The 21,099-nt window shown below is 29.7% G+C and carries 13 protein-coding genes and 1 other RNA gene; 1 reads left to right on the forward strand and 13 read right to left on the reverse strand.

Annotation, left to right across the window (positions count from 1 at the left end):
• Window positions 1–672: 672 nt before the first annotated feature.
• The 7 genes from I4V51_RS11725 to I4V51_RS11755 all read right to left on the reverse strand — a co-directional run bounded on the left by I4V51_RS11725 (window position 673) and on the right by I4V51_RS11755 (window position 12,829).
• Window positions 673–1,353: an ABC transporter ATP-binding protein gene (locus tag I4V51_RS11725; protein ID WP_195988624.1), complete on the reverse strand. Its 681-nt coding sequence runs from the start codon at window positions 1,351–1,353 to the stop codon at window positions 673–675.
• Window positions 1,353–2,948, reverse strand: a complete 1,596-nt coding sequence (locus I4V51_RS11730) for an iron ABC transporter permease (protein WP_195988625.1) — start codon at window positions 2,946–2,948, stop codon at window positions 1,353–1,355. The genes I4V51_RS11725 and I4V51_RS11730 overlap by 1 nt, the downstream gene beginning before the upstream one ends.
• Window positions 2,948–4,000 (reverse strand): Fe(3+) ABC transporter substrate-binding protein, encoded by a 1,053-nt coding sequence (locus tag I4V51_RS11735; protein WP_195988626.1) that lies wholly within the window; start codon window positions 3,998–4,000, stop codon window positions 2,948–2,950. The genes I4V51_RS11730 and I4V51_RS11735 overlap by 1 nt, the downstream gene beginning before the upstream one ends.
• A gap of 267 nt (window positions 4,001–4,267) precedes the next feature.
• A complete protein-coding gene (pflA, locus tag I4V51_RS11740; RefSeq protein ID WP_195988627.1) occupies window positions 4,268–5,062 on the reverse strand; it encodes a pyruvate formate-lyase-activating protein in 795 nt (264 codons plus the stop codon).
• The gene (gene pflB / locus I4V51_RS11745) at window positions 5,028–7,280 is read right to left on the reverse strand and encodes a formate C-acetyltransferase (RefSeq protein ID WP_195988628.1); all 2,253 of its coding nucleotides are present in this window, start codon (window positions 7,278–7,280) and stop codon (window positions 5,028–5,030) included. Before pflB ends, pflA begins: the two co-directional genes overlap by 35 nt.
• An 873-nt stretch (window positions 7,281–8,153) precedes the next feature.
• Entirely contained in the window at window positions 8,154–11,936 is a 3,783-nt protein-coding gene (locus tag I4V51_RS11750) for a carbohydrate binding domain-containing protein (protein ID WP_195988629.1), read from the reverse strand.
• 53 nt (window positions 11,937–11,989) lie between these two features.
• A complete protein-coding gene (locus I4V51_RS11755) occupies window positions 11,990–12,829 on the reverse strand; it encodes a hypothetical protein (protein WP_195988630.1) in 840 nt (279 codons plus the stop codon).
• Between the two features lie 255 nt (window positions 12,830–13,084).
• On the opposite strand from I4V51_RS11755, the gene I4V51_RS11760 reads away from it, so the two are divergent.
• The gene (locus tag I4V51_RS11760; protein ID WP_195988631.1) at window positions 13,085–13,495 is read left to right on the forward strand and encodes an LAGLIDADG family homing endonuclease; all 411 of its coding nucleotides are present in this window, start codon (window positions 13,085–13,087) and stop codon (window positions 13,493–13,495) included.
• Between the two features lie 318 nt (window positions 13,496–13,813).
• On the opposite strand, the gene ssrA is transcribed toward I4V51_RS11760, so the two are convergent.
• The 6 genes from ssrA to I4V51_RS11790 form a co-directional block, all read right to left on the reverse strand.
• Window positions 13,814–14,147, reverse strand: a transfer-messenger RNA (tmRNA) gene (ssrA, locus tag I4V51_RS11765).
• Window positions 14,148–14,612: 465 nt separating this feature from the next.
• Window positions 14,613–16,022, reverse strand: coding sequence for a HAMP domain-containing sensor histidine kinase (locus I4V51_RS11770; protein WP_243281493.1), 1,410 nt, complete (start codon window positions 16,020–16,022; stop codon window positions 14,613–14,615).
• A complete protein-coding gene (locus tag I4V51_RS11775) occupies window positions 16,012–16,689 on the reverse strand; it encodes a response regulator transcription factor (RefSeq protein ID WP_195988633.1) in 678 nt (225 codons plus the stop codon). Before I4V51_RS11775 ends, I4V51_RS11770 begins: the two co-directional genes overlap by 11 nt.
• A 107-nt stretch (window positions 16,690–16,796) precedes the next feature.
• Window positions 16,797–18,131, reverse strand: a complete 1,335-nt coding sequence (gene mgtE / locus I4V51_RS11780) for a magnesium transporter (protein ID WP_195988634.1) — start codon at window positions 18,129–18,131, stop codon at window positions 16,797–16,799.
• A gap of 426 nt (window positions 18,132–18,557) precedes the next feature.
• On the reverse strand, window positions 18,558–19,985 hold the full coding sequence (locus I4V51_RS11785; protein ID WP_195988635.1) for a glycoside hydrolase family 32 protein: 1,428 nt from the start codon (window positions 19,983–19,985) through the stop codon (window positions 18,558–18,560).
• 2 nt (window positions 19,986–19,987) lie between these two features.
• Window positions 19,988–20,959, reverse strand: coding sequence for a carbohydrate kinase (locus I4V51_RS11790; protein WP_195988636.1), 972 nt, complete (start codon window positions 20,957–20,959; stop codon window positions 19,988–19,990).
• Between the last annotated feature and the right edge of the window lie 140 nt (window positions 20,960–21,099).

Genomic DNA, 21,099 nt, shown 5'->3' on the forward strand with positions numbered 1-21,099 from the left:
TTAGCTGCTAAAGCTGCTTGTCTGAAAATTTCATCTACTTGTTCTTGAGTGTAAGTAGCGAATTTCTTTTGTGCTTCCCTTAATTGTTTAATTCTTGCCGTTAATTCTTGAGCGTTTGTAACTTTCATTTATTACATCCTCCTAATATTAAATCTATATATCAATTTCTAGTTATTACCTTTATCAGCGGCTGTGTTAATTTATTTTTACTTTGTTATTTTTTTAACACTTCCTACAACCTTATTGTAATTGATTGTTTATTTTTTGTCAAACTTTTTTTCGTTATTTTTCAACTTTTTTTTTATTGTTTATATCATCAATTTCACTTTTCGCTCTTACAGCTCATTGAAATCGTATACTTTTATTTAAATTTATTATTATATTTTTATAATACCTTTGTTATTAAAAAAAATATAATAATAAGTTTTTTAATATAAATAAACATTTAAATTGTTATTATTATAACAATTTAAATGTTTATTTATATTTATTAAATTCAAATTCACAATAAAAATCAACTTACACCATTATATATTTTTTATAAATAATAAAACCATACAAGTTATTATGTACGGTTTTTATTTTTCTAATAGTTAAAGCTTAAATATAATTTAGCCCTATATTTAATTGTATATATTAATCTCAAAATAGCTTTTTAAATTTGTTACCAAACTAACCTAAAATATCTTTTGATAATCCCTTTTGGACAGTAATACCATCTCTTAACACTATAACTTTATCGGCAATAACCTTAGCATCTTCTCTATCATGAGTTACAAATATTGAAGTTATCCCTGCTTTTTTTAATATTTCTTTAATTTCATCTCTAATCTTTTCCTGAAGATTAGCATCTAAGTTTGAAAATGGCTCATCTAATAATAATATTTCTGGCTTTGGTGCTATAGCCCTAGCTATTGCGACTCTTTGTTGTTGCCCTCCGCTTAATTCATAAGGATATTTATCTTTATGCTCTACTAAATTTACAAGCTTAAGCATTTCCATTGCTATATTTTCTTTTTCAGCTTTGCTCATTTTCTTTAAGCCATATTGTATATTTTTTTTAACAGTCATATGAGGGAAAAGAGCATAATCCTGAAATACCATTCCAATTCCTCTATTCTCAGGTTCAACAAATAATTTTTCTGAAAATATAATCTTATCTCCAATAGTCATACTTCCCTGATGAGCTTCCTCAAGTCCTGCAATTATTCTAAGCATAGTACTTTTACCACTACCACTTTCACCTAAGATTGCAAGAACTTCACCTTTATCTAATTCCATATTAAAATCTTTAATTATATCTTCCTTATTATTTTTATATTTAAAATATATATTTTCACCTTTAATAATCATTAAGCTTCCTCCCTATCGGCAACCTTATATAATATATATATTGCTATAAAGCTAACTAAAACTATTACTAATGATGGTATTGCTGATTCTGGTATCATTTCATCATTAGCATATTCAAATACTTTAGTTGATAATGTATAAAAATTAAAAGGTCTTAAATTTAAAACTAAAGGTAATTCCTTTATTATATCAACAAAAGTAAGAGCAAATGCTCCTAAAATAGCTGGTTTTAACATATGTATATCAACTTTAAAGAAAGTTTTTGTAACTCCATAACCTAATGTTCTTGAAGCTTCTGTAAACTTATTACCTATCTTTTCAAAGCCACCTTCAACATTTTGATAGCCTATACCTAAAAATCTAACTATATAAGCAAATACTAACATCACTATGCTTGTGCTTAATGCTAATCCTTTAAATTTCTGATCAATATCTACAAAGAAAAGAATCATAGTTATAGCTATAACTGCACCAGGTATTGAATACCCTATTAAAGTAACTCTTGAACATACTTTAGATAATATATTTGAATGCATTCTTGAATAGTTTGCTATTATTAATGCCATAACTACTATTAATAAACTACATCCCCCTGCAAGTAATACAGAGTTAATTATCATCCTTAAGAAATCACTATAATAAATATTTTTATAGCTCATTATACTCCATGCAATCATTTGACCTACTGGAATTAAAAATCCTAATGAAAATATTATTAAAGAATATGCTGAAGCTAAAAATCCATAAATACCTTTAAGCTTCTTTCTCTTAATTGGTCTTACTTTAGTATTGGTAAAACTAAATTTCTTTCTTCCTCTTAATAGCTTTTCTCCAGATAATATTACTAATACAGCAATCATTAATATCCCTGCAAGTCTTATAGCAGAATCTACGTCTCCTAGTGATATCCAACTTTTAAATATTGCTGTACTAAATGTCTGTACACCAAAATAAGATACAACTCCATAATCACTTAATACTTCTAAAGCTACTAATGTAGCACCAGCAACTATTACACCTCTAGATATTGGTAATATTATTCTTAAAAATACCCCTATTGAATTACTTCCTAAAAGTCTAGCACTTTCAATCAACCCTGCTGATTGCTTTTCTAAAAATATTCTAGTAACCATATATACATAAGGGAATAAAAATAATGTAAATATAAAAATTGTACCTTCTATAGACATAATATCAAAATATTTTTGATTTACTTCCATACTTAAGGTATTCCTGAAAAACCTTTGCACAACACCAGTATAACTTACCATTCCTGCATAAGTATATGCTGCTATATATGGTGGTATAGCTAATGGCAAAATTAAAGCCCATCTCAAAAATTTTCTAAATGGAAAATCATAAGCTGATATTAGCCAAGCTAAAGTTATTCCTATAATAATAGTAAACATAACTGTAAATATAACTACAATTGCTGATGTTATAACATAATCCTTTAATAAATATTCCTTTATATGAACCCAAGTTTCATTTGGTTTTTGGAATAAATGTATAATTATATCTAAATTAGGAAGTACAATCATCAAACCGATGATTGTACTTAAAAGAGCCCATCCATTAAATTTTAGTTTTTTCATTACTTCCACCCAATTTGGTCAAATATTAATACTGCCTTTTGTTTGAATGTACCTAATTTTTCGAAATCTATATCTTGAGCCTCAAATTTTCCCCATGATTTTAGTAATTCTGGTAATTCAACTTTTTCATTTAAAGGAAATTCTCCATTTTCTGAAGCATATGCACTTTGAGCTTCTTCTGATGTTAAGAATTCAATTAACTTAATTCCATTTTCCTTATTTTCAGAGCTTGTTGCCATTGCTGCAAAACTTAAATTAATATGTGTATCTTCTGGGAAAATTAATCCTATATTTTTAGCAGCGTTCACTTCTTCAACATCTGATGAGTTTACCATCTTAGCTAAGTAGTATGAATTAATAATAGCAACATCACCAATTCCAGCTGCAATAGCCTTAACTTGATCTCTATCATTTCCTTCTGGAGTTCTAGCAAAATTATTTACTACCCCTTCAGCCCATTCTTTAGCTTCTTCTTCACCATTTTCTTGAATAAATGAAGCTAATAATGCTACGTTATATGATGAACTTGAACTTCTTGCTAATACTTTTCCTTTATATTTCTCTTCTAATAAATCATTATAACTATCAATGTCTTCTGGGTTAACTCTATCCTTATCGTAAGCTATAACTCTTGCTCTTGAAGTTAATCCTACCCAGTTTTCTCCTCTATACTTTTCTGGTATATTTTTTTCTATTACTTTTGATGATGTCTTTTCAATTAAGTTCTTTTCTTGTAATGCAGCTATATTCTCTGCCCCTACTGTCAAAAACACATCGGCTGCTGAGTTTTCACCTTCTCTTGCCATTCTTTCTATTAATTCATCAGCTTTTCCTTCAACTAAATTTACCTTTATTCCAGTCTCTTCTTCAAACTTATTAAATAATTCTTTATCTACATCATAATGTCTTGCTGAATATACATTAACTACCTTTTCGCCTTCTGTTTCACCATTTTCTGTTGTAGCACTTTTAGAACCACATCCTACAAATAATCCTGTTGCTAATACAGCCGTTGCTAATATTGAAATTACTTTTTTACTTCTCTTAACCATAATTCTCCTCCTAAGTTACTTAATTTATATTAATATGTAAAAATTCCTCTTGTTAAATACAATGATAATTATTATCATTACTTTTGTCAAGACAAACAATAATTATTATCTATTAATATTTATTTTCATTTCATTTCATTTTATATTTATAATGTAATAAAACCGTACAGATTAATCTGTACGGTTTCTATTACTCTAATAACTAAGCCTTAGATATATTCTCTTTTATCACATTTAATAATTCATTATTAATTTCCATTCCACAAATTATCGTGATAAATATCCATTATATTCACTTGTATGAAGAAGCTTTTTGGCATTTTCTAGCCTCTCCTTAGTAGGAGGTTCAATCCCCTTTAAGGGATAATCAATACCAAGTTGTTCCCACTTGAAAGTACCAAGAATATGATATGGAAGCACTTCAACACGATCTACATTCCTCAAAGTCTTGATAAATTCATCAAGTTTTCTAAGCTGTTCATCATTATCACTTCCACCTGGTACGAGTACATGCCGAATCCATACTGGCTTATTGATTTCTGATAAATATCTTGCCATATCAAGAATATTTGAATTGCTCCATCCTGTAAGTTTTTTATGTTCTGCTTCATCTATCTGTTTAATATCTAGCATTACAAGATCCGTTACTTTCATAAGCTCATTAAATTTACTAAAGAAAGGTTCTTCTCTTGTAAATGGATTTCCAGACGTATCAAGTGTAACATGAACGCCTTTCGCTTTAGCCTTTTTAAAGAATTCAATCAGAAAATCTATTTGAAGAAGAGGTTCACCACCACTAATAGTGATTCCCCCCGCCTTTTTCCAATAAGTTTTATATTTAAGAGCTTGAGACAAAAGCTCATCTGCAGTTTTTGTCTCACCGCCATTCATATCCCAAGTATCCGGATTGTGGCAGAACTGACACCTCATAGGACAGCCCTTTAAAAAAGCAACAAAACGTATTCCTGGCCCATCAACAGATCCAAAGCTCTCTATTGAATGAATTCTTGCTATATTCTTATCTGAATTACATTTCTGCATGACATGTTCTAGAGATAACATCAAGTTGTTGCTCTCTTGTTAAATCTATAAACTTAACTGCGTAACCTGATACACGGATAGTGAAGTTAGCATATTCTTCTTTTTCAGGATGTTCCATAGCATCTTTTAATTTTTCAACACCAAATATATTAACATTTAAGTGATGTGGTCCTTGATCGAAGTAACCATCTAATACTTGTACAAGTTTATCAACTTGTTCTTCTTTATCATTTCCTAATGCAGTTGGGTTAATTGTTTGTGTATTTGAAATACCATCTAAAGCCCATTCATAAGGAAGCTTAGCTACAGAGTTTAATGAAGCAAGTAATCCATTTTGTTCTGCTCCATAAGATGGGCTAGCTCCTGGTGAAAGTGGAGTCCAAGCTTCACGTCCATCTGGCATATTACCTGTATACTTACCATATACTACGTTTGAAGTAATAGTAAGAAGTGATGTTGTAGGTTCAGAATTTCTGTATGTGTGTCTTTTCTTGATCTTATCAAGGAATGACTTAAGAACATAAATACCTATTTCATCAGCTCTATCATCATCATTACCGTATCTTGGGAAATCTCCTTCAATTTCGTAATCTGTAACAATTCCAGCTTCATTACGTATTGTTTTAACTTTTGCATACTTAATTGCAGAAAGTGAATCAATTACGTGTGAGAAACCTGCAATACCTGTTGCAAATGTACGTCTTACATCTGTATCTATAAGAGCCATTTCTGCTGCTTCATAATAGTATTTATCATGCATGTATTGAATAAGATTTAATACATTTACATAAAGGCCAGCTAACCAGTCACTCATTCTTTCATATTTTTCAATTACTTCATCATAATCAAGATATTCTGATGTAATTCCTCTATATTCAGGTCCAACTTGTTTACCTGATTTTTCATCAACACCACCATTTATTGCGTAAAGTAAACATTTAGCAAGATTAGCTCTAGCTCCGAAGAACTGCATTTCTTTACCTGTTTGAGTCGCAGATACGCAACAACATATTGAATAATCATCGCCCCATTCTGGTTTCATAGCGTCATCATTTTCATATTGGATAGAGCTTGTATCTACTGAAATCTTAGCTGCATACTTCTTGAAGCTTTCAGGAAGTGCTGAAGAGTAAAGTACAGTAAGATTTGGTTCTGGTGAAGGTCCCATGTTTTCTAATGTATGAAGGAAACGATAGTCGTTCTTTGTTACCATGTGACGTCCATCAACACCTATACCACCTAATGCAATAGTAACCCATGAAGGATCCCCTGAGAATAATTCATTGTAAGAAGTTATTCTTGCAAATTTAACCATTCTACATTTCATTGTTAAATGGTCTATTAATTCTTGAGCTTCTTCCTCTGTAAGAACTCCATTATCAATATCTCTTTGAATATAGATATCAAGGAAAGTAGAAACACGTCCTATTGACATAGCTGCACCATTTTGTGTCTTGATTGCTGAAAGATATCCAAAGTATAACCATTGAACAGCTTCTTTAGCATTCTTTGCTGGTTTTGAAATGTCATAACCATAACTTGCAGCCATTTTCTTCATTTCTCCAAGAGCTCTATGTTGTTCTGTAATTTCTTCTCTTAGACGAATAACTTCATCTGTCATAGTTCCATCGCCACAGTTATTAAGATCTTTAGCCTTTTCTTCCATAAGGTAATCAATACCATAAAGAGCAACTCTTCTGTAATCACCTACGATACGTCCACGTCCATAAGTATCAGGAAGTCCTGTTATGATATGGCTGCTACGAGCTTTTCTCATTTCTGGTGTATAAGCATCAAATACTCCTTGATTATGTGTCTTATGGTATTCAGTAAATATTTTGTGTAATTCTGGATTTGGTGTATATCCATAATTTTCACAAGATTGTTCAGCCATTTTAATACCACCGTATGGCATGAAAGCTCTCTTAAGAGGCTTGTCTGTTTGAAGACCTACTACCTTTTCAAAATTTTTCAAAGATTCATCAATGTATCCAGGTCCATAAGCTGTAAGTCCAGAAACAACTTCTGTTTCCATATCAAGAACTCCGCCTTTAGCTCTTTCTTCTTTTTGTAATTCTTGTAATCTGCCCCATAGTTTATTGGTAGCCTCTGTTGGATCTGCTAGGAAACTTTCATCACCATCATATGGTTTATAGTTTTTTTGAATGAAATCTCTAACATTGATTTCTTCTTTCCATATTCTTCCCTCAAAACCAGCCCATTGTTCATTTTCTAACATGTTCATTCCTCCTTGTACGACACATACATTCTTACAATTTATATAATAATTTGGCATAATTTAAACTTAATTTTTTTATTAACATTTCAATAATTTATGTAATTTGTTTTATAAAATGCTGTAGTATCTTTATATAACCTGTAATTAATCAGTCATATAAAAATACCTGCACAAACTTTATTACAGAATAAATTCTAATTTCCTTAATTACAATGATATATAATTATTATTTAAAAGAGTCGCTATGAGTAAATTAATTTCATCATAATTTCCGAATTGTGCTCCCTGCATTTCATAAAACTGTACAACATATTATTTGAAAACTGATTTCAAACAATACGTTACCTTATTATATATTTATTGTCAATAATTGATAAAAGTTATGTTTTTTTACTTTTATGTGATAATACACCTAAATTTTATTAATATTAATTTGTTTAACGATTACAAAATACACTTTTTTCATGAAACCATCACTCTAATAGCAATTATATGAAATTTTACCAATTCTATTTTTTTTAACTTTTACACATTTTAATGTAGTTTATATACTCATAAATACTTCATCCTCAATATCTCTTTTAGATATCTTATGTTTTAAAAATTGAAATCTTATTTGTTCTTTTGATTCAAGAAGACCTGGTATTTTTCAATAATTCAAGCTCCTTTTCTAACTCAATATTTTCTTGCCTCAAATTTTTTAACTCATACCCACATGAATAAAGTGCGATTCCATGTCATGAAACCGCACTTTATCCATATTATTCATATTCATTTATCCATCTATACATTTAATCTGCTAATGCAATAGACCCATTTAATCTATTATTATATAATTTTACAACATAAAAACTTAACTACTTCTTCTCCAAACTACAATTTCTTTCTTGTTAAAACTGCACCTGCACCAGTAATTAATAGTGCTATTGCTCCAACTGCTACAGAAGACGTTCCTCCTGTTTTTGGTAATTTACTATTGTGACTACCATTTCCATTGTTAGATGTATTAGTAGAATTATTGCTAGAATTTCCCTCATTAATCTCTTTGTCAGTATTGCCATTGTTTTCATTATCACCTTGTGCCAATTCTAAGTTAGCTAAAGCTAATTCTAAACTCTTTTCTACTTCTTCTACTTGCTTTTCAGTAGCTTCATCATTATTAAATATTGCCCTAGCCTTTGCTAATTCTACATTAAGTTTCTCAATACTTTTTTTAGTATATTTAGATGTATCCATTACTTCTGCTTTGTTTATTAAGTCTTCAAGCTTAGATTTATCTGGTACTAATCTTAAATTAAGATAAGCTTTGATTAATTTATTATAAGCTTCATCTATTTCTACTTGAGTAGAATCTTTATTTGATAATATAGATTTTGCATTAGCTAATTCTGCATTAAATTTAGAAACAGTTTCTTGACTATATTCAGATAAATCTTTATTTTCTAATTCATCTACTAACTTCTGAAGTTTAGACTTATCAGCTGATAATTCTAAGCTAGAAAATGCATTGCTTAAGTTTTCATAAGCTTTAGCAACTTCTTCTTCCATTGCATTTTCATCTTCTATTACTTTGTTAGCTTCAATAAGTTCTGCTTGAAGCTTAGCCCAAGTTAAAGCTGTATACTTATCTTCTTCTAAAGCATTTACTATTTCAACTAATTTTTTAAGTTCTGTTTTATCACCTTTTTTGAATTCTAGCATATGAATTGCATCAATTAATCTTTTTGAAGCTAATTCTACTTGAACTTCTGTAGCATTTTTATTATCAAAAACTTCTTGTGCTTCTTTTAATGCTTCTTCAAACTCTTTAACCACTACTGGAATAAGACCTTCCAATGCTCCTTCTGATTTTTTATCTTGTGCATAATCTATAACTATTCCTAAGAATGTTTTATCTGCTTCTACTGGCTCTTCTGATTCTACATATTCTGATGCTCCAATATCTGTTTTTCCATCAGTAAGTTGTATTCCAAAATAATCTTTTCCACCATTATTCTCAATATTAATACCTGCATCAATTGCTGGAGAATTACTTTGAAGTTTATATCCTTCCAAACTATCAATACCCTTTCCACCAGTTCCAGGTGCAACAAGCATTGGATCTTCTTCAATTATAGTACTATCATTAGAAGGAAGCTTATCAAAACCAATAAATATATTGCTTTCGTAATCTATTTCTTGTTCATTGAAAGAATCTGATGTCATTTTCCCTTTATTAACAACTATATTGTTATAGAATTTCGCGTCACTTTTTCCACCTGTATACCCGTTGTTCATCCATTTTCTTTCAATACTATCATCTAGATATATTGTGTTATTGTAAGCCATACTTCCTTCGTGTCCAGGACGCCAATCAATAATACCATGTTTTGCACCATCATTTTGACTGATGTTGTAACGGAAAACTCCATCAAAACCTCTTAAATCCTCTGTACAGCACCACATAAATACCCCACCTGCATTATTATGCAAATAATTATATTGTACAATTGTATTTTGATTTAAAGCATCAATTTCAATTCCTTGTCCATCACCTGCGCCAAGAAGAGAATCAGCTGGTGATGCTTCATATACTTCATTGTATTCAAATATTACATTATCTGAATTCCAATTAAATAACCCTACACCATACCAACAATTATATACTGTACGATATACAGTATTATGATCTACAATTGCATCCTTACATCCATCTATAATTGCTCCATCACCATCAATATTATAAATTGTATTATTGCTAAGACGGAAGTTTTCATATGGTTTCCAAGCTCCAACACCTCTATATCCAAATGGTCTATATTTGTTCCACTTATCTCCTTCTCTTGTAGTCCAAGGAGATACAAAGTTAACTCCTGATCTTCCTAAGTTATACATTTCGCAATTTGTTATGCTAATATCATGTACTGCTGTTGGAACTCTCTTCGAAGCATCATACAAGTCTGTCATAACAGTCATAATAATTCCTCCAGAAGACTTTCCTTCATTTGATATAGGTCCTCTAAATCCATGTATTGTTAAATTATCGAATTTAAAATAGTTAAGATCACCTGCATCCTGAGCACTAATATTAATTCCTCTACGATATACATTCGTGTTTGAGTTTTGTTCATAGGTTGGATCCCATAGCTCAAGATTATTTACTTCCCAATACTCTTGATTATAAAATGTAATTACATTATTCACTATTGGAGAACGTACAATTTTATTTGCAATATTCATATGTGAAATTGTCCAATTTTCACCTGGTTTTAATAATGGTTTTTTACCTTCACCATAACTTGAAATTACTATTGGAGCACCATCTACACCTGAACCCTGTGGTTTCAATGCCCCAGTCCATTCTCCGCCTGATTTAAATAAAATTTGATCACCTGGTTGAAATAGAACTGTATTTACTTTATCAATTGTCTTCCAAGCAGTAGCCTCACTTATACCATCATTAGAATCATCTCCTGCATGAGAATCTACATAGTATTTTATTCCACTTCCAAGTTCCACTACAAAACTGGCATCTTTTTGTGAATCCTTGTAAGTAGCTCTTACTGTAACATTCTTACTTTCAATTGCAGCTGAAATTTTTTGAAATTTTAAATTAACTGTTTTATTTAATTTATCGTAAGCAAATTCCTTAATTTCAACTGGAGCAAATTCTCCATCATTTACTTTACACTCTAATGTAAAATCATCCTTTACTGGAGAAACTATCGGAACTTTATCAAAATTAGCTATTACAGTTCCATTTTCTGCTGAAATTTCTGTTAGTTTAGCATCTATATATTCCTCCCCAGATGCATCAATGTTAAAGTCTACGATAAACGGCTGATTATTTGGTTTATACGTTGCAATCAATTTTATATTTTGTTCTACAGGCTGTGCTTCAATTGGATCAAAATTCATTGTCAAGGTATTTCCAGATACACTTTCGTTTGTAATATTTAACTTCTTTGTAACGTTTGATTCTAATGAAGATGTATAAGAAATATCAAAATCTGAACTCTTCATTTCACCAGTATAGCCATCTTTATATTCTGCTTTTAAAGAACCATTATCCACACTAAAGCTTTTTAAGTTACTTGCTATCTCAAATGACCAATCATCTATATAAATATTACCACTTGTTGCTCTTTCTATCCAAATTGCTGATCTAGTATTTTTTCCTGATGTATCTCCAGTATATACAAACTCCACTTCATACTTTCTATACTCTGTTGAATCAATTAATACTTTCTTCTCATTTCCTCCATAGTATTTTAAACATAAGTATGCAGTAATTCCACTTGGATTGGTATTCTTTGCCCAAACAGATACTTTATAAGTTGCACCCTTCTGAAGATTTGCTACATCTTGTTCCAATGCATCATTTGTCTTCTCAAGAGATACTGACCAATCTCCAGTATGAGCATTCCCTCTTTCCTTCTTCACCGTATCTTGAAAATAGAACCAATTTCCAACCTTATTATCCTTATTAATGTCATTATGCTCCTCCAATGGAACATCTTCCTCAAATGATGGGTATTTTAAGAGATTCTCATTTGTTACAATAGATGCTGCATTTGCAACAATGACTCCGCCTCCATCAACTGATGAAAACATTACTATTACCATTAGTATTGATAAAATAGCTGCCCAAAAACGTTTTATAGTTTTCCCTTTCATAATTTGATTTCCCCCTATTTTTTATATATTCTTAAATCAGGAACATTTTTATATTATTCCTTATTTAATTCAAATTCCAACAGATTTGTCTCTGCCATATTATCAACTAGCTGCCAGTAATAAAAATCTGAAATATATGTCCTTAATACAATTTGTTTATCTTCCTCAAAATCAACAACATCTATTTCCTTACTTAGAATTTCTCCATCCAGTACTTTTTCATCTAAAACAATTGAAAATGTATCTCCTTCTTTTCCATTGTACAAGTACTCAAACAACTCGCTATTTGTCTTTTCTAGAGTAGGTAAATCCAATCTTGAAACAGTTTTCGTTTCATCTCCCAAACTATATTTAACACTTTCAACACTTTGAAATTTATAAGGGTTATTATCTAAATATTTTCTTGCTTCCTTTTCCAAATCATTATCATAATTTTTCACAAGATAATCTACAATCTTTAATCTTAAATTATTTAATGTATATATAAGATATCCATCTGTACTATATTCGAGCACTCCATAAACAACTTCTCCTGCATCATCTTTTGCTTTTCTCTGCTGATTTTCAGCTTCAACCTCCATTTTCAATGCCTCATATGAATAAGGCTTACATAAACCGTATTCCCTTCCTAATGCAAACTGTGCATAAACTTCCCTTGCATATTTTTCTACTCTTTCATATAATTCATTTTCATCTTTACCCTTATATTCTTTTTGTACAATATCACTATAAAACTGGAATTCTTCTTCCTGTATAACAGTAGTAACTTTCTGTGTAACAGTAGTAACTTTCTGTCTCCCGTCTTCCCCTGATACTCCTCTTACTATCAACATCACTATAGCTATAATCACTATCAACAAATACACACCAAGCCAAGGTTTCTTAATTTTCATAATCCCTCCTCCAATTGCCACACATCTAATCGTTTACTTATACCATAATTATACATCTTAGTAAATAATTGTAAAGTGACTATCTTGGCATTTATAAGAATATAAAAATCTTATCCCCTCAAAATACCTTTAAACCTCAGTCGTTCATCCTTTCATCATTATTTTAAAGAAATTTATTAAAATACTATTTTATATTTTTTAACATTAGGGAATACTCTTTTTATAAATATAAAAAAAGGTAAGGGTACTTTTAATATGACAGAAACTGAAAAGGCTTATATAGCTGGAATAATAGATGGCGAAGGAAGTATTATGCTTCAAAAATTCCATGCAAAAGAACATCCATCTCCTTGTGTATCAATAGCATCAACTACACTTGAATTATTAAAATGGATTAAAATAATAGTTGGAAAAGGGGTTATAGTTCACAAAAAAAATTATAATCCTGAAAGACATCAAGACTGCTATAGCTATCAATTAAAATACAATGATGCTATTAATCTAATTAAAGATATTTATCCATATCTAATTATTAAAACCAAAAGAAAAAGAGCAGAATTAATATTAACACGATATAAAGAAGTTACTCCTAGAAATGGTAGATATTCTGAAGAAATGTTAAAAGATAAATTAGATTTTTATGATGAATTCATGTCCATAAAATAGTAAAACCGTACAGAAAATCTGTACGGTTTTTTGTTTGGTGGAGGCGAGGGGTCATGTGCATCCATTATTTCTATATGGCACTGACTATATCTTCTACTATTATTAAAATAGCAGCTTGGCATATTATAGAAGCTTAATATAGTTTATATCTTCTATCCTAGTATTCCATAGATTTCTCCTTAGGAACCTATGAGTCGATACGAGGCTGTTGAATTTCTTCACATACCTCTCGGTATTGCCGTCAGCATTCTCTGTTACGGTTTCACCGATAAAGCCAAGTTATCACTTAAGCATCACTGCTTAAGGCGACTTTCTTTCAAAATCGAACCCCTGTCCGAAAGCAGACCAGCCTGACTTTCTACGAGCGTAGTTTGTGACTAAAATTTCGGTCCTTAGTTCGCTCACAAACAAACTCCTAATTCCCTAGCTTCATAAATACCCCTCTAGCTCAAAGCTTTGCTAGACTTCGTTTCCTACTTCAATGACACCAGCTACCCAAGACGTAGGCATCCTGGACTGATGAGTAGCTTATATTAAGCTGCTAATGCAAAATTGTCTTCTGCGTTTATATTTAGTGCATAGCTGATTTTCGAGTCGTCCATGCTTTACTCGGCCCGCTTATCAAACCCATCTTACCCCCGTCGAAGCCAAAACGCCCCCATGTTAGGTTAATAGGTCATAAACGCTTTTCCCTATTAAATTTTCAAACGATGATTAACATCGTGATTTCATTATAAAACATACAGTTTCAACTGTCAACTTAACTATGTTATTAAACATCTACCAAACCATTAATATTATTCTTTTAAAAGAAATTTTATTGTTTTCTAAAGTAATTATTCTAAATATGGTATATTTTTTTCTAAATAAATTTAACAATTAGTAATAGTTTTATTTTTAAATAAAAAGTGTTGCATTTATTGTCGAAAGATGTTATTCTAAATGAGCAGTTGGTACGTAAAGTGCTAATTACTTGTAGAGCCTAGTTTGTCCTTCGCCGGATGCTAGGCTCTACTTTATTTTTAAGATAAAATTTAAAAAGTTATCCACATCACAAAAAAAATAATCCACATCTTAATTCACATTTTTTCCAAATACCTGTTTATAAGTGCATAACTTATTTTTCTTTAGGTAATATAACTATAAATTCTGATCCCTTATTAACTTCACTAAAAACTTTTATTTCCCCACCATGAGCATTTATAATTGACTTAGATATTGTAAGACCAACACCCATTCCCTTTTCATTAGAAGCTCTTGATTTATCTACTCTATAAAAACGCTCAAATATATTTTTAATTTCACCTTTAGGTATACCAATCCCATTATCTTTAATACTTATATTAACATTATCATCTTTCATAAAACATTTAACATATATTTCACCATTTCCATTATTATATTTAATAGCGTTAGATAATATATTTATAATTACTTGAGCAAATTTTTCTTTATCAATTAACACCTCTAAATTTTCTAATTGATATTTGATTGCTATATTCTTTTCAAGGGCTTTCCCTTCATAATTATAAGCAATACCTTCTATATATTTTTTTAAATTTACTACCTCCTTCTTTAAATTATTTTTTCCACTATCAAACATAGCTAACTTTCTTAATTCATCAACAAGCTTTGTAATTCTTGTTACTTCTTCATTTATACTATTAAGTCTATCATTAGTTGGTTCCCAAATACCTGCAACAATTGCATCTAAATGTCCCCTTATACTTGTAAGTGGTGTTCTAAGTTCATGTGCTATGTCGCCCGTTAATTGTTTTCTTAAATTTTCCTGTTCATTTAATTCATTAGATAACTTATTTATAGAATATATAAGCTCATCAATTTCACTTATATTGCTCTTATAGGTTAGCTCTCTATTATAATTTCCTTCACCTATAACTTTTGTCATCTTTAAAACCTTAGAAATAGGATTAGCTATAGATTTAGATATTATTATTGAAATTATAATAATACTTCCTATAGAAATAACACCTATTATTATTATAATTCTATTGGCAGCATTAAAAAATTGAACATCATTCTCCATATAATAAGTAGAAGCATAATGTCCTATATAGGCATATCCAACTAAACTCCCATTAATATCACTAACATCAACTTTATATTCTTCAAAATAATTATTCCACTTCTTTTCTATACTTTGAATATTCTCACTTACTTCACTTAAAGTAATATCTGATAATACCTTTTCATCTTCAAATACACTCCATACTTTATTATTATTTTCATCATATATTTCAATAGCAATTCCCTTTCTTATTGCATCTACTCCTAAACTCTCTATAAGATCAATATCCCATGTATTATTTGCATATATACTTTTCAAGTCAAATTCAATTAAATGATTTATTTCCGTTTTATTACTATCATCAACATACTTTTGAAATGATCCTTTAAAGCTTGTATTCACAAAAAATCTTATAGCAATAATTGTTACAATCATAATAAAAGTAAAAGATAGTATAAGCTTACTATTTATTGATTTTAATTTATTTTTATAGTCCAAATCTATATCCCACCCCATATACAGTTTGAATTATTTTAGGATTTCTAGAGTCAATTTCTATTTTTTGACGCAAATTCTTTATATGACTATCTATAGCTCTATCACCTTTTTCATAATATCCTTCAATTGTACTTTCCAATAATTTATCCCTTGAATATATTTTCTTAGGATTATTTATTAATATAAGTAATATTTTATATTCTGTGTTAGTTAAAACTACTTCTTCTCCTCTAACTTTAACCTCATGAGTTGAAGTGTTTATTTCTAATTCATCACCATAACTTATTATTTCTTTATCACCAAAATTACTGATCCTTTTTAAAATAGCTTTAACTCTTAATATTAATTCATTTATGTTAAAAGGCTTACAAATATAATCATCACAACCTAGCTTAAATCCATCAATCTTATCTTCATCTTCTATTTTGGCTGTTAACATTATTATAGGAACATCAGATTTATCTCTTATATATTTACATATCTCTTCTCCACTTATGCCTGGAAGCATTCTATCTAATATTAATAAATCATACTTTTTTGAATTTAACTTATTTATAGCACTATCTCCATCATAAGCAACCTCTGTATAATAACCTTCATTATCTAAAAAAGCTTTTATAAATTCACATATTTTCTTTTCATCATCAACTATTAATATATTAACCATACTAATCTCCTTAAAAATATTTTCTCTTAGTATTATGATTCTCCTTTTTACTATAATATTTAAAGAGCTGCCTATAAGTATATCTTAAGGGCAACTCTTTATTAAGATTATATTCCTAAAAGTAATTTTGCAAATCCAAAATAAACTACCAATGCAAAAGCATCTACTATTGTTGTAATAAGTGGACTTGCCATTATTGCAGGATCTAATTTTAGTTTTTTTGATATTATAGGTAAAATCCCACCTACAACTTTTGCTAATATTACTGTAAAGAATAAACTAGCACATACAGTAAATGAAATCATCAGATCTGCACTGGTGAATAAGTATAGTCTTAAAAAGTTTACAATAGATAAAACAGTAGCAACTATAATACTTACTCTAAATTCTTTAAATATTACCTTAAAAAAATCCTTTGTAGTAATTTCTCCAAGAGCTAGTCCCCTTATAACCAATGTAGATGATTGAGACCCTGAATTACCACCAGTATCCATTAACATAGGAATAAAGGATGCTAGTATTACTACAGATTGAAGAACCTCTTCAAATCCTTGTATTATTGATCCAGTAACTGTTGCTGATACCATTAATACTAAAAGCCATACAATTCTATTTTTTGCTAATGTTAAAACCGAAGTTTTTAAATATGGCTGTTCATTTGGTTCCATCCCCGCCATTTTTTGAAAATCTTCTGTATTTTCTTGCTCAATAATATCTACAATATCATCTACTGTTATTATTCCTACTAATCTATTTTCAATATCTACTACTGGCATAGAAAGTAAATCATAAGTTTTAAACAATTCTGCTACCTTCTCTTGATCTTCAAAAGTTTTAACTGAAACTATATTAGTCTCCATAACTTCTGAAACCAACATATTTTCATCACTTAAAATTAAATCTTTTAATGAAATAATTCCCTTTAATCTTCTTTGTCCATCAATTATAAAGCAGTTATCTAATGATTCTTTATTTATACCAGTTTTTCTTGTATAATCTATAGCATCTTTTATAGTCATTCTTTCTTTAAAATCTATAAATTCTATGGTCATAATAGCACCAGCAGAATCTTCTTTGTATTTTAAAAACTGATTTATTAACTGCCTTTTCTCTAATGATGTATTTGAAATTATTTTACCTACTATATTAGCAGGTAACTCCTCAATAATATCAACAGTATCATCTAAAAATAGCTTTTCAATTATTTCTTTTACTTCATCATCTGTGATTAATTCAATTATTTTTTGTTGAGATTCTTTATCTAAATATGAAAAAGCCTCAGCAGATGTATCTTTAGTTAATAATCTAAATACTACTAATAAAGATTTATCATCTAACTCCTCCATGCTCTTTGCAATATCAACAGGATTCATGCGTTGTAATACTTTACTTAACTCACTAATATTCTTATCTCTAATTATTCTTAATAATTCTTTTGCCATAATTACCTCCTATAGAGTTCATATACAAACAAAATTATTTGATAAGAATCAATGAGAATAAACTCATATTTGCTATATATATGAACTACTTAGCCTATTAAATATTTTTAATCTCTTATTTTCTAGGGGTATATCATCCATATAAATCACGCTCCTTTTTCAATCTACCTGTTCATTATATAAAACAATTGTGGAGAAATTATGAGCTTGGCTACATAATATAATTAAGTGCAAAAAAAAAAATGATAAGACCTATGCTATCATAAACCTTACCATCTTTAATATATACCTTAGTATATATTATTCATTATTGTTGAAAATGTTCTAGAATTCCCAAATAAACTTCTATGGTGGTAAAAGCCTAAACTATTTCAGAATTCCCTTATTTCAATTATACATGTTAATTTAATAGTATCAAGAATTATTTTAAAAGTTCCACTTTTCTACTATAGCAGAACCATTTCCTCTTAATTTCAAAGTAGTATCTACTGAATCATTATAGATTCTAGTACTAAATACTTCTTCTCCATTATTTAAGAATATTTCTAAAGAAGAATTATCTGAGAATATTCTTATAGAGTTAACAACTTCAATTTCAACTGCTCTAATATCTCGTCCATAACCTGATTTTCCAAGTTCTAACTTAAATAATTTATTACTAAATGAAAGCTTACAATCTTCTCTTAGTTCCACTTCAAATCCATTAGAATTTTCAAATTTAATATTTAATTCAAATGTATTACTCTCCAAGATATCTAAAGTAGTTTCTTCATTTAATGAAACATTATTTTTAACTGAATCACCTTTTCTTAATGTTTCTAATTCTACAACTGGAATTTGATATACCCTATCATTCTTTAAAACTAATTCTCTAGGAATCGTTAATTGATGTTGCCAGAAATTATCTATAGTTGGATTTTTATGTTCAACTGCATCAGGCACTCCCATCCAACCTATAACTATTCTTCTACCTTTAGAATCTTCAAAAGTTTGTGGAGCATAGAAATCAAATCCTCTATCTATTTCAACAAACTCATTAAGTTTAAGCTCTTTCTTATTATCAACAAAATTCCCCACTGCATATCCACATTGATATACGTTATTATATTTATACCCTTCTGCCTCCATACCTTGAGGTGAAAACATTAATATATCTCTGTTTTCTAACTTAAATGTATCTGGACATTCCCACATATATCCCATATTATCTAATTTCCCTGCTGGTACTGAAAGGAACTCCCAATTATAAAGGTCATTTGATTTATATAATAAAATACACCCTTTATCATCTTTAGTTCTAGCACCTAGAACCATATAATAAACCCCATCTTCTTCCCAAACCTTAGGATCTCTAACATGCAGAGACATATCTTCTGGAAAATCTGAATTTCTAAGAAGTACTTTCTTTTCAGAGAAATTAACACAATCCTTACTAGTTACTAAAATAACATTTTGCTCTCTTCCAGTTAATATATAATCATGATTTCCAGGATGCTTTACATTACCAGTATAGAAGAAATAAACTGTATCATCTTTAACAAAAGCTGACCCTGAATATACTCCATTTATATCCTCATTTATATCTGGATAAAGTGCAATTTCTTTTTGCTCCCAATTTGCTAAATCCTTAGAAACAGCATGCCCCCAAAATTTTTCTCCTCCTAGAGGATTTAATGGTGAGTATTGATAGAAGCAATGATACTCTCCTTTAAATTCACACAATCCATTAGGATCATTTATCCATCCTATTGGTGCCATTATATGATATTTATTTCTCCATTTATCATTATTAACTGAATCTAAATGATTACTCATACACTCATTTATTTTCTTATAAAAATTAGTTCTTAACATAACTATCTCCCTTGCGCTAAAGTTAAAACTTCTTCTTTAGTTGGTAAAGCTCCGATAGCCCCTCTCTTACAAACAGTTAAAGCTGCTGTTGCATTTGAGAATATTAATATTTCTTTTATCTTTTCTTCCTCTAAATTAACTAAGCTTTCTAAAGTATTGTCACCTTCAGCAACTTGATATAAGAAAGACCCTATAAATGAATCTCCTGCCCCTGTAGTATCTTGAGCTTCTACTTTAAATGATGGAGAGAATATTTTTCTTTCCTTAGTTATAAACTCTGCACCATCAGTTCCCTTAGTATAAATTATAACTTTAACATCTCCTTGTAATAAGAAGTTTAATGCCTGATTTTCATCAGCTATTCCAGTTATAAATTCTAACTCTTCATCACTTATCTTTACTATATTAGCAAATGGTAAAAACTCTAATATAGCTTCTCTACAAGCTTCTGGAGTTTCCCATAATGGTAATCTAACATTTGGATCAAAGCTAATTAAACAGTTGTGCTTTTTAGCAAACTCTATAGCTTTTCTATGAGCCTCTTTAATTGGCGCATCTATTAAGCTAACTGAACAGAAATGTAATATTCCACCCTCTGTAAAATCTTCTTCTTCAATTTCTGACTCATTTAATAACATATCTGCGCTTGGATTTCTATAGAATGAAAAATCTCTTTCCCCATCTTCTTTTAATGATACAAAAGCTAAGGCTGTATTAGCTTTTCTAGTTCTTAAAACCTTTGATACATCTACTCCTAATGGTTTAACTTGCTCTAATATATGATCTCCAAAACCATCTTCTCCAAGTTTAGTTAACATTTGAGATTGCCCACCTAACTTTGCAACTGCAGCTGCAACATTTAGCGGTGCTCCTCCTGCAACTCTTAAAAAGTTACTTACATCCTTTAATGCAGTTCCTTTTTCATGTGGAATAAAATCTAATAATGCTTCTCCTATTGAAATTACCTTTTTCATATTTTATCCTCCTTATCACTCTATGGGAACGTTCCCCCACATTACAAAAAATATATTGCAAATTTACCTTCTGCATTAATCTCATAACTCACAAATATTTATACTTATAACCTAATTATATCATTTATCAACTTTTAGTC

It is taken from the genome of Clostridium sp. D53t1_180928_C8 (genome assembly GCF_015667795.1).
In the GTDB taxonomy this organism is placed as follows: domain Bacteria; phylum Bacillota; class Clostridia; order Clostridiales; family Clostridiaceae; genus Clostridium.

Coding starts and splice junctions, on each gene's coding strand:
- I4V51_RS11730 (WP_195988625.1), bottom strand. CDS start 2,948: ATGAAAAAACTAAAATTTAATGGATGGGCTCTTTTAAGTACAATCATC.
- I4V51_RS11785 (WP_195988635.1), bottom strand. CDS start 19,985: ATGTTAAGAACTAATTTTTATAAGAAAATAAATGAGTGTATGAGTAAT.
- mgtE (WP_195988634.1), bottom strand. CDS start 18,131: ATGGCAAAAGAATTATTAAGAATAATTAGAGATAAGAATATTAGTGAG.
- I4V51_RS11750 (WP_195988629.1), bottom strand. CDS start 11,936: ATGAAAGGGAAAACTATAAAACGTTTTTGGGCAGCTATTTTATCAATA.
- I4V51_RS11735 (WP_195988626.1), bottom strand. CDS start 4,000: ATGGTTAAGAGAAGTAAAAAAGTAATTTCAATATTAGCAACGGCTGTA.
- I4V51_RS11760 (WP_195988631.1), top strand. CDS start 13,085: ATGACAGAAACTGAAAAGGCTTATATAGCTGGAATAATAGATGGCGAA.
- I4V51_RS11790 (WP_195988636.1), bottom strand. CDS start 20,959: ATGAAAAAGGTAATTTCAATAGGAGAAGCATTATTAGATTTTATTCCA.
- I4V51_RS11725 (WP_195988624.1), bottom strand. CDS start 1,353: ATGATTATTAAAGGTGAAAATATATATTTTAAATATAAAAATAATAAG.
- I4V51_RS11755 (WP_195988630.1), bottom strand. CDS start 12,829: ATGAAAATTAAGAAACCTTGGCTTGGTGTGTATTTGTTGATAGTGATT.
- pflA (WP_195988627.1), bottom strand. CDS start 5,062: ATGTTATCTCTAGAACATGTCATGCAGAAATGTAATTCAGATAAGAAT.
- pflB (WP_195988628.1), bottom strand. CDS start 7,280: ATGTTAGAAAATGAACAATGGGCTGGTTTTGAGGGAAGAATATGGAAA.
- I4V51_RS11775 (WP_195988633.1), bottom strand. CDS start 16,689: ATGGTTAATATATTAATAGTTGATGATGAAAAGAAAATATGTGAATTT.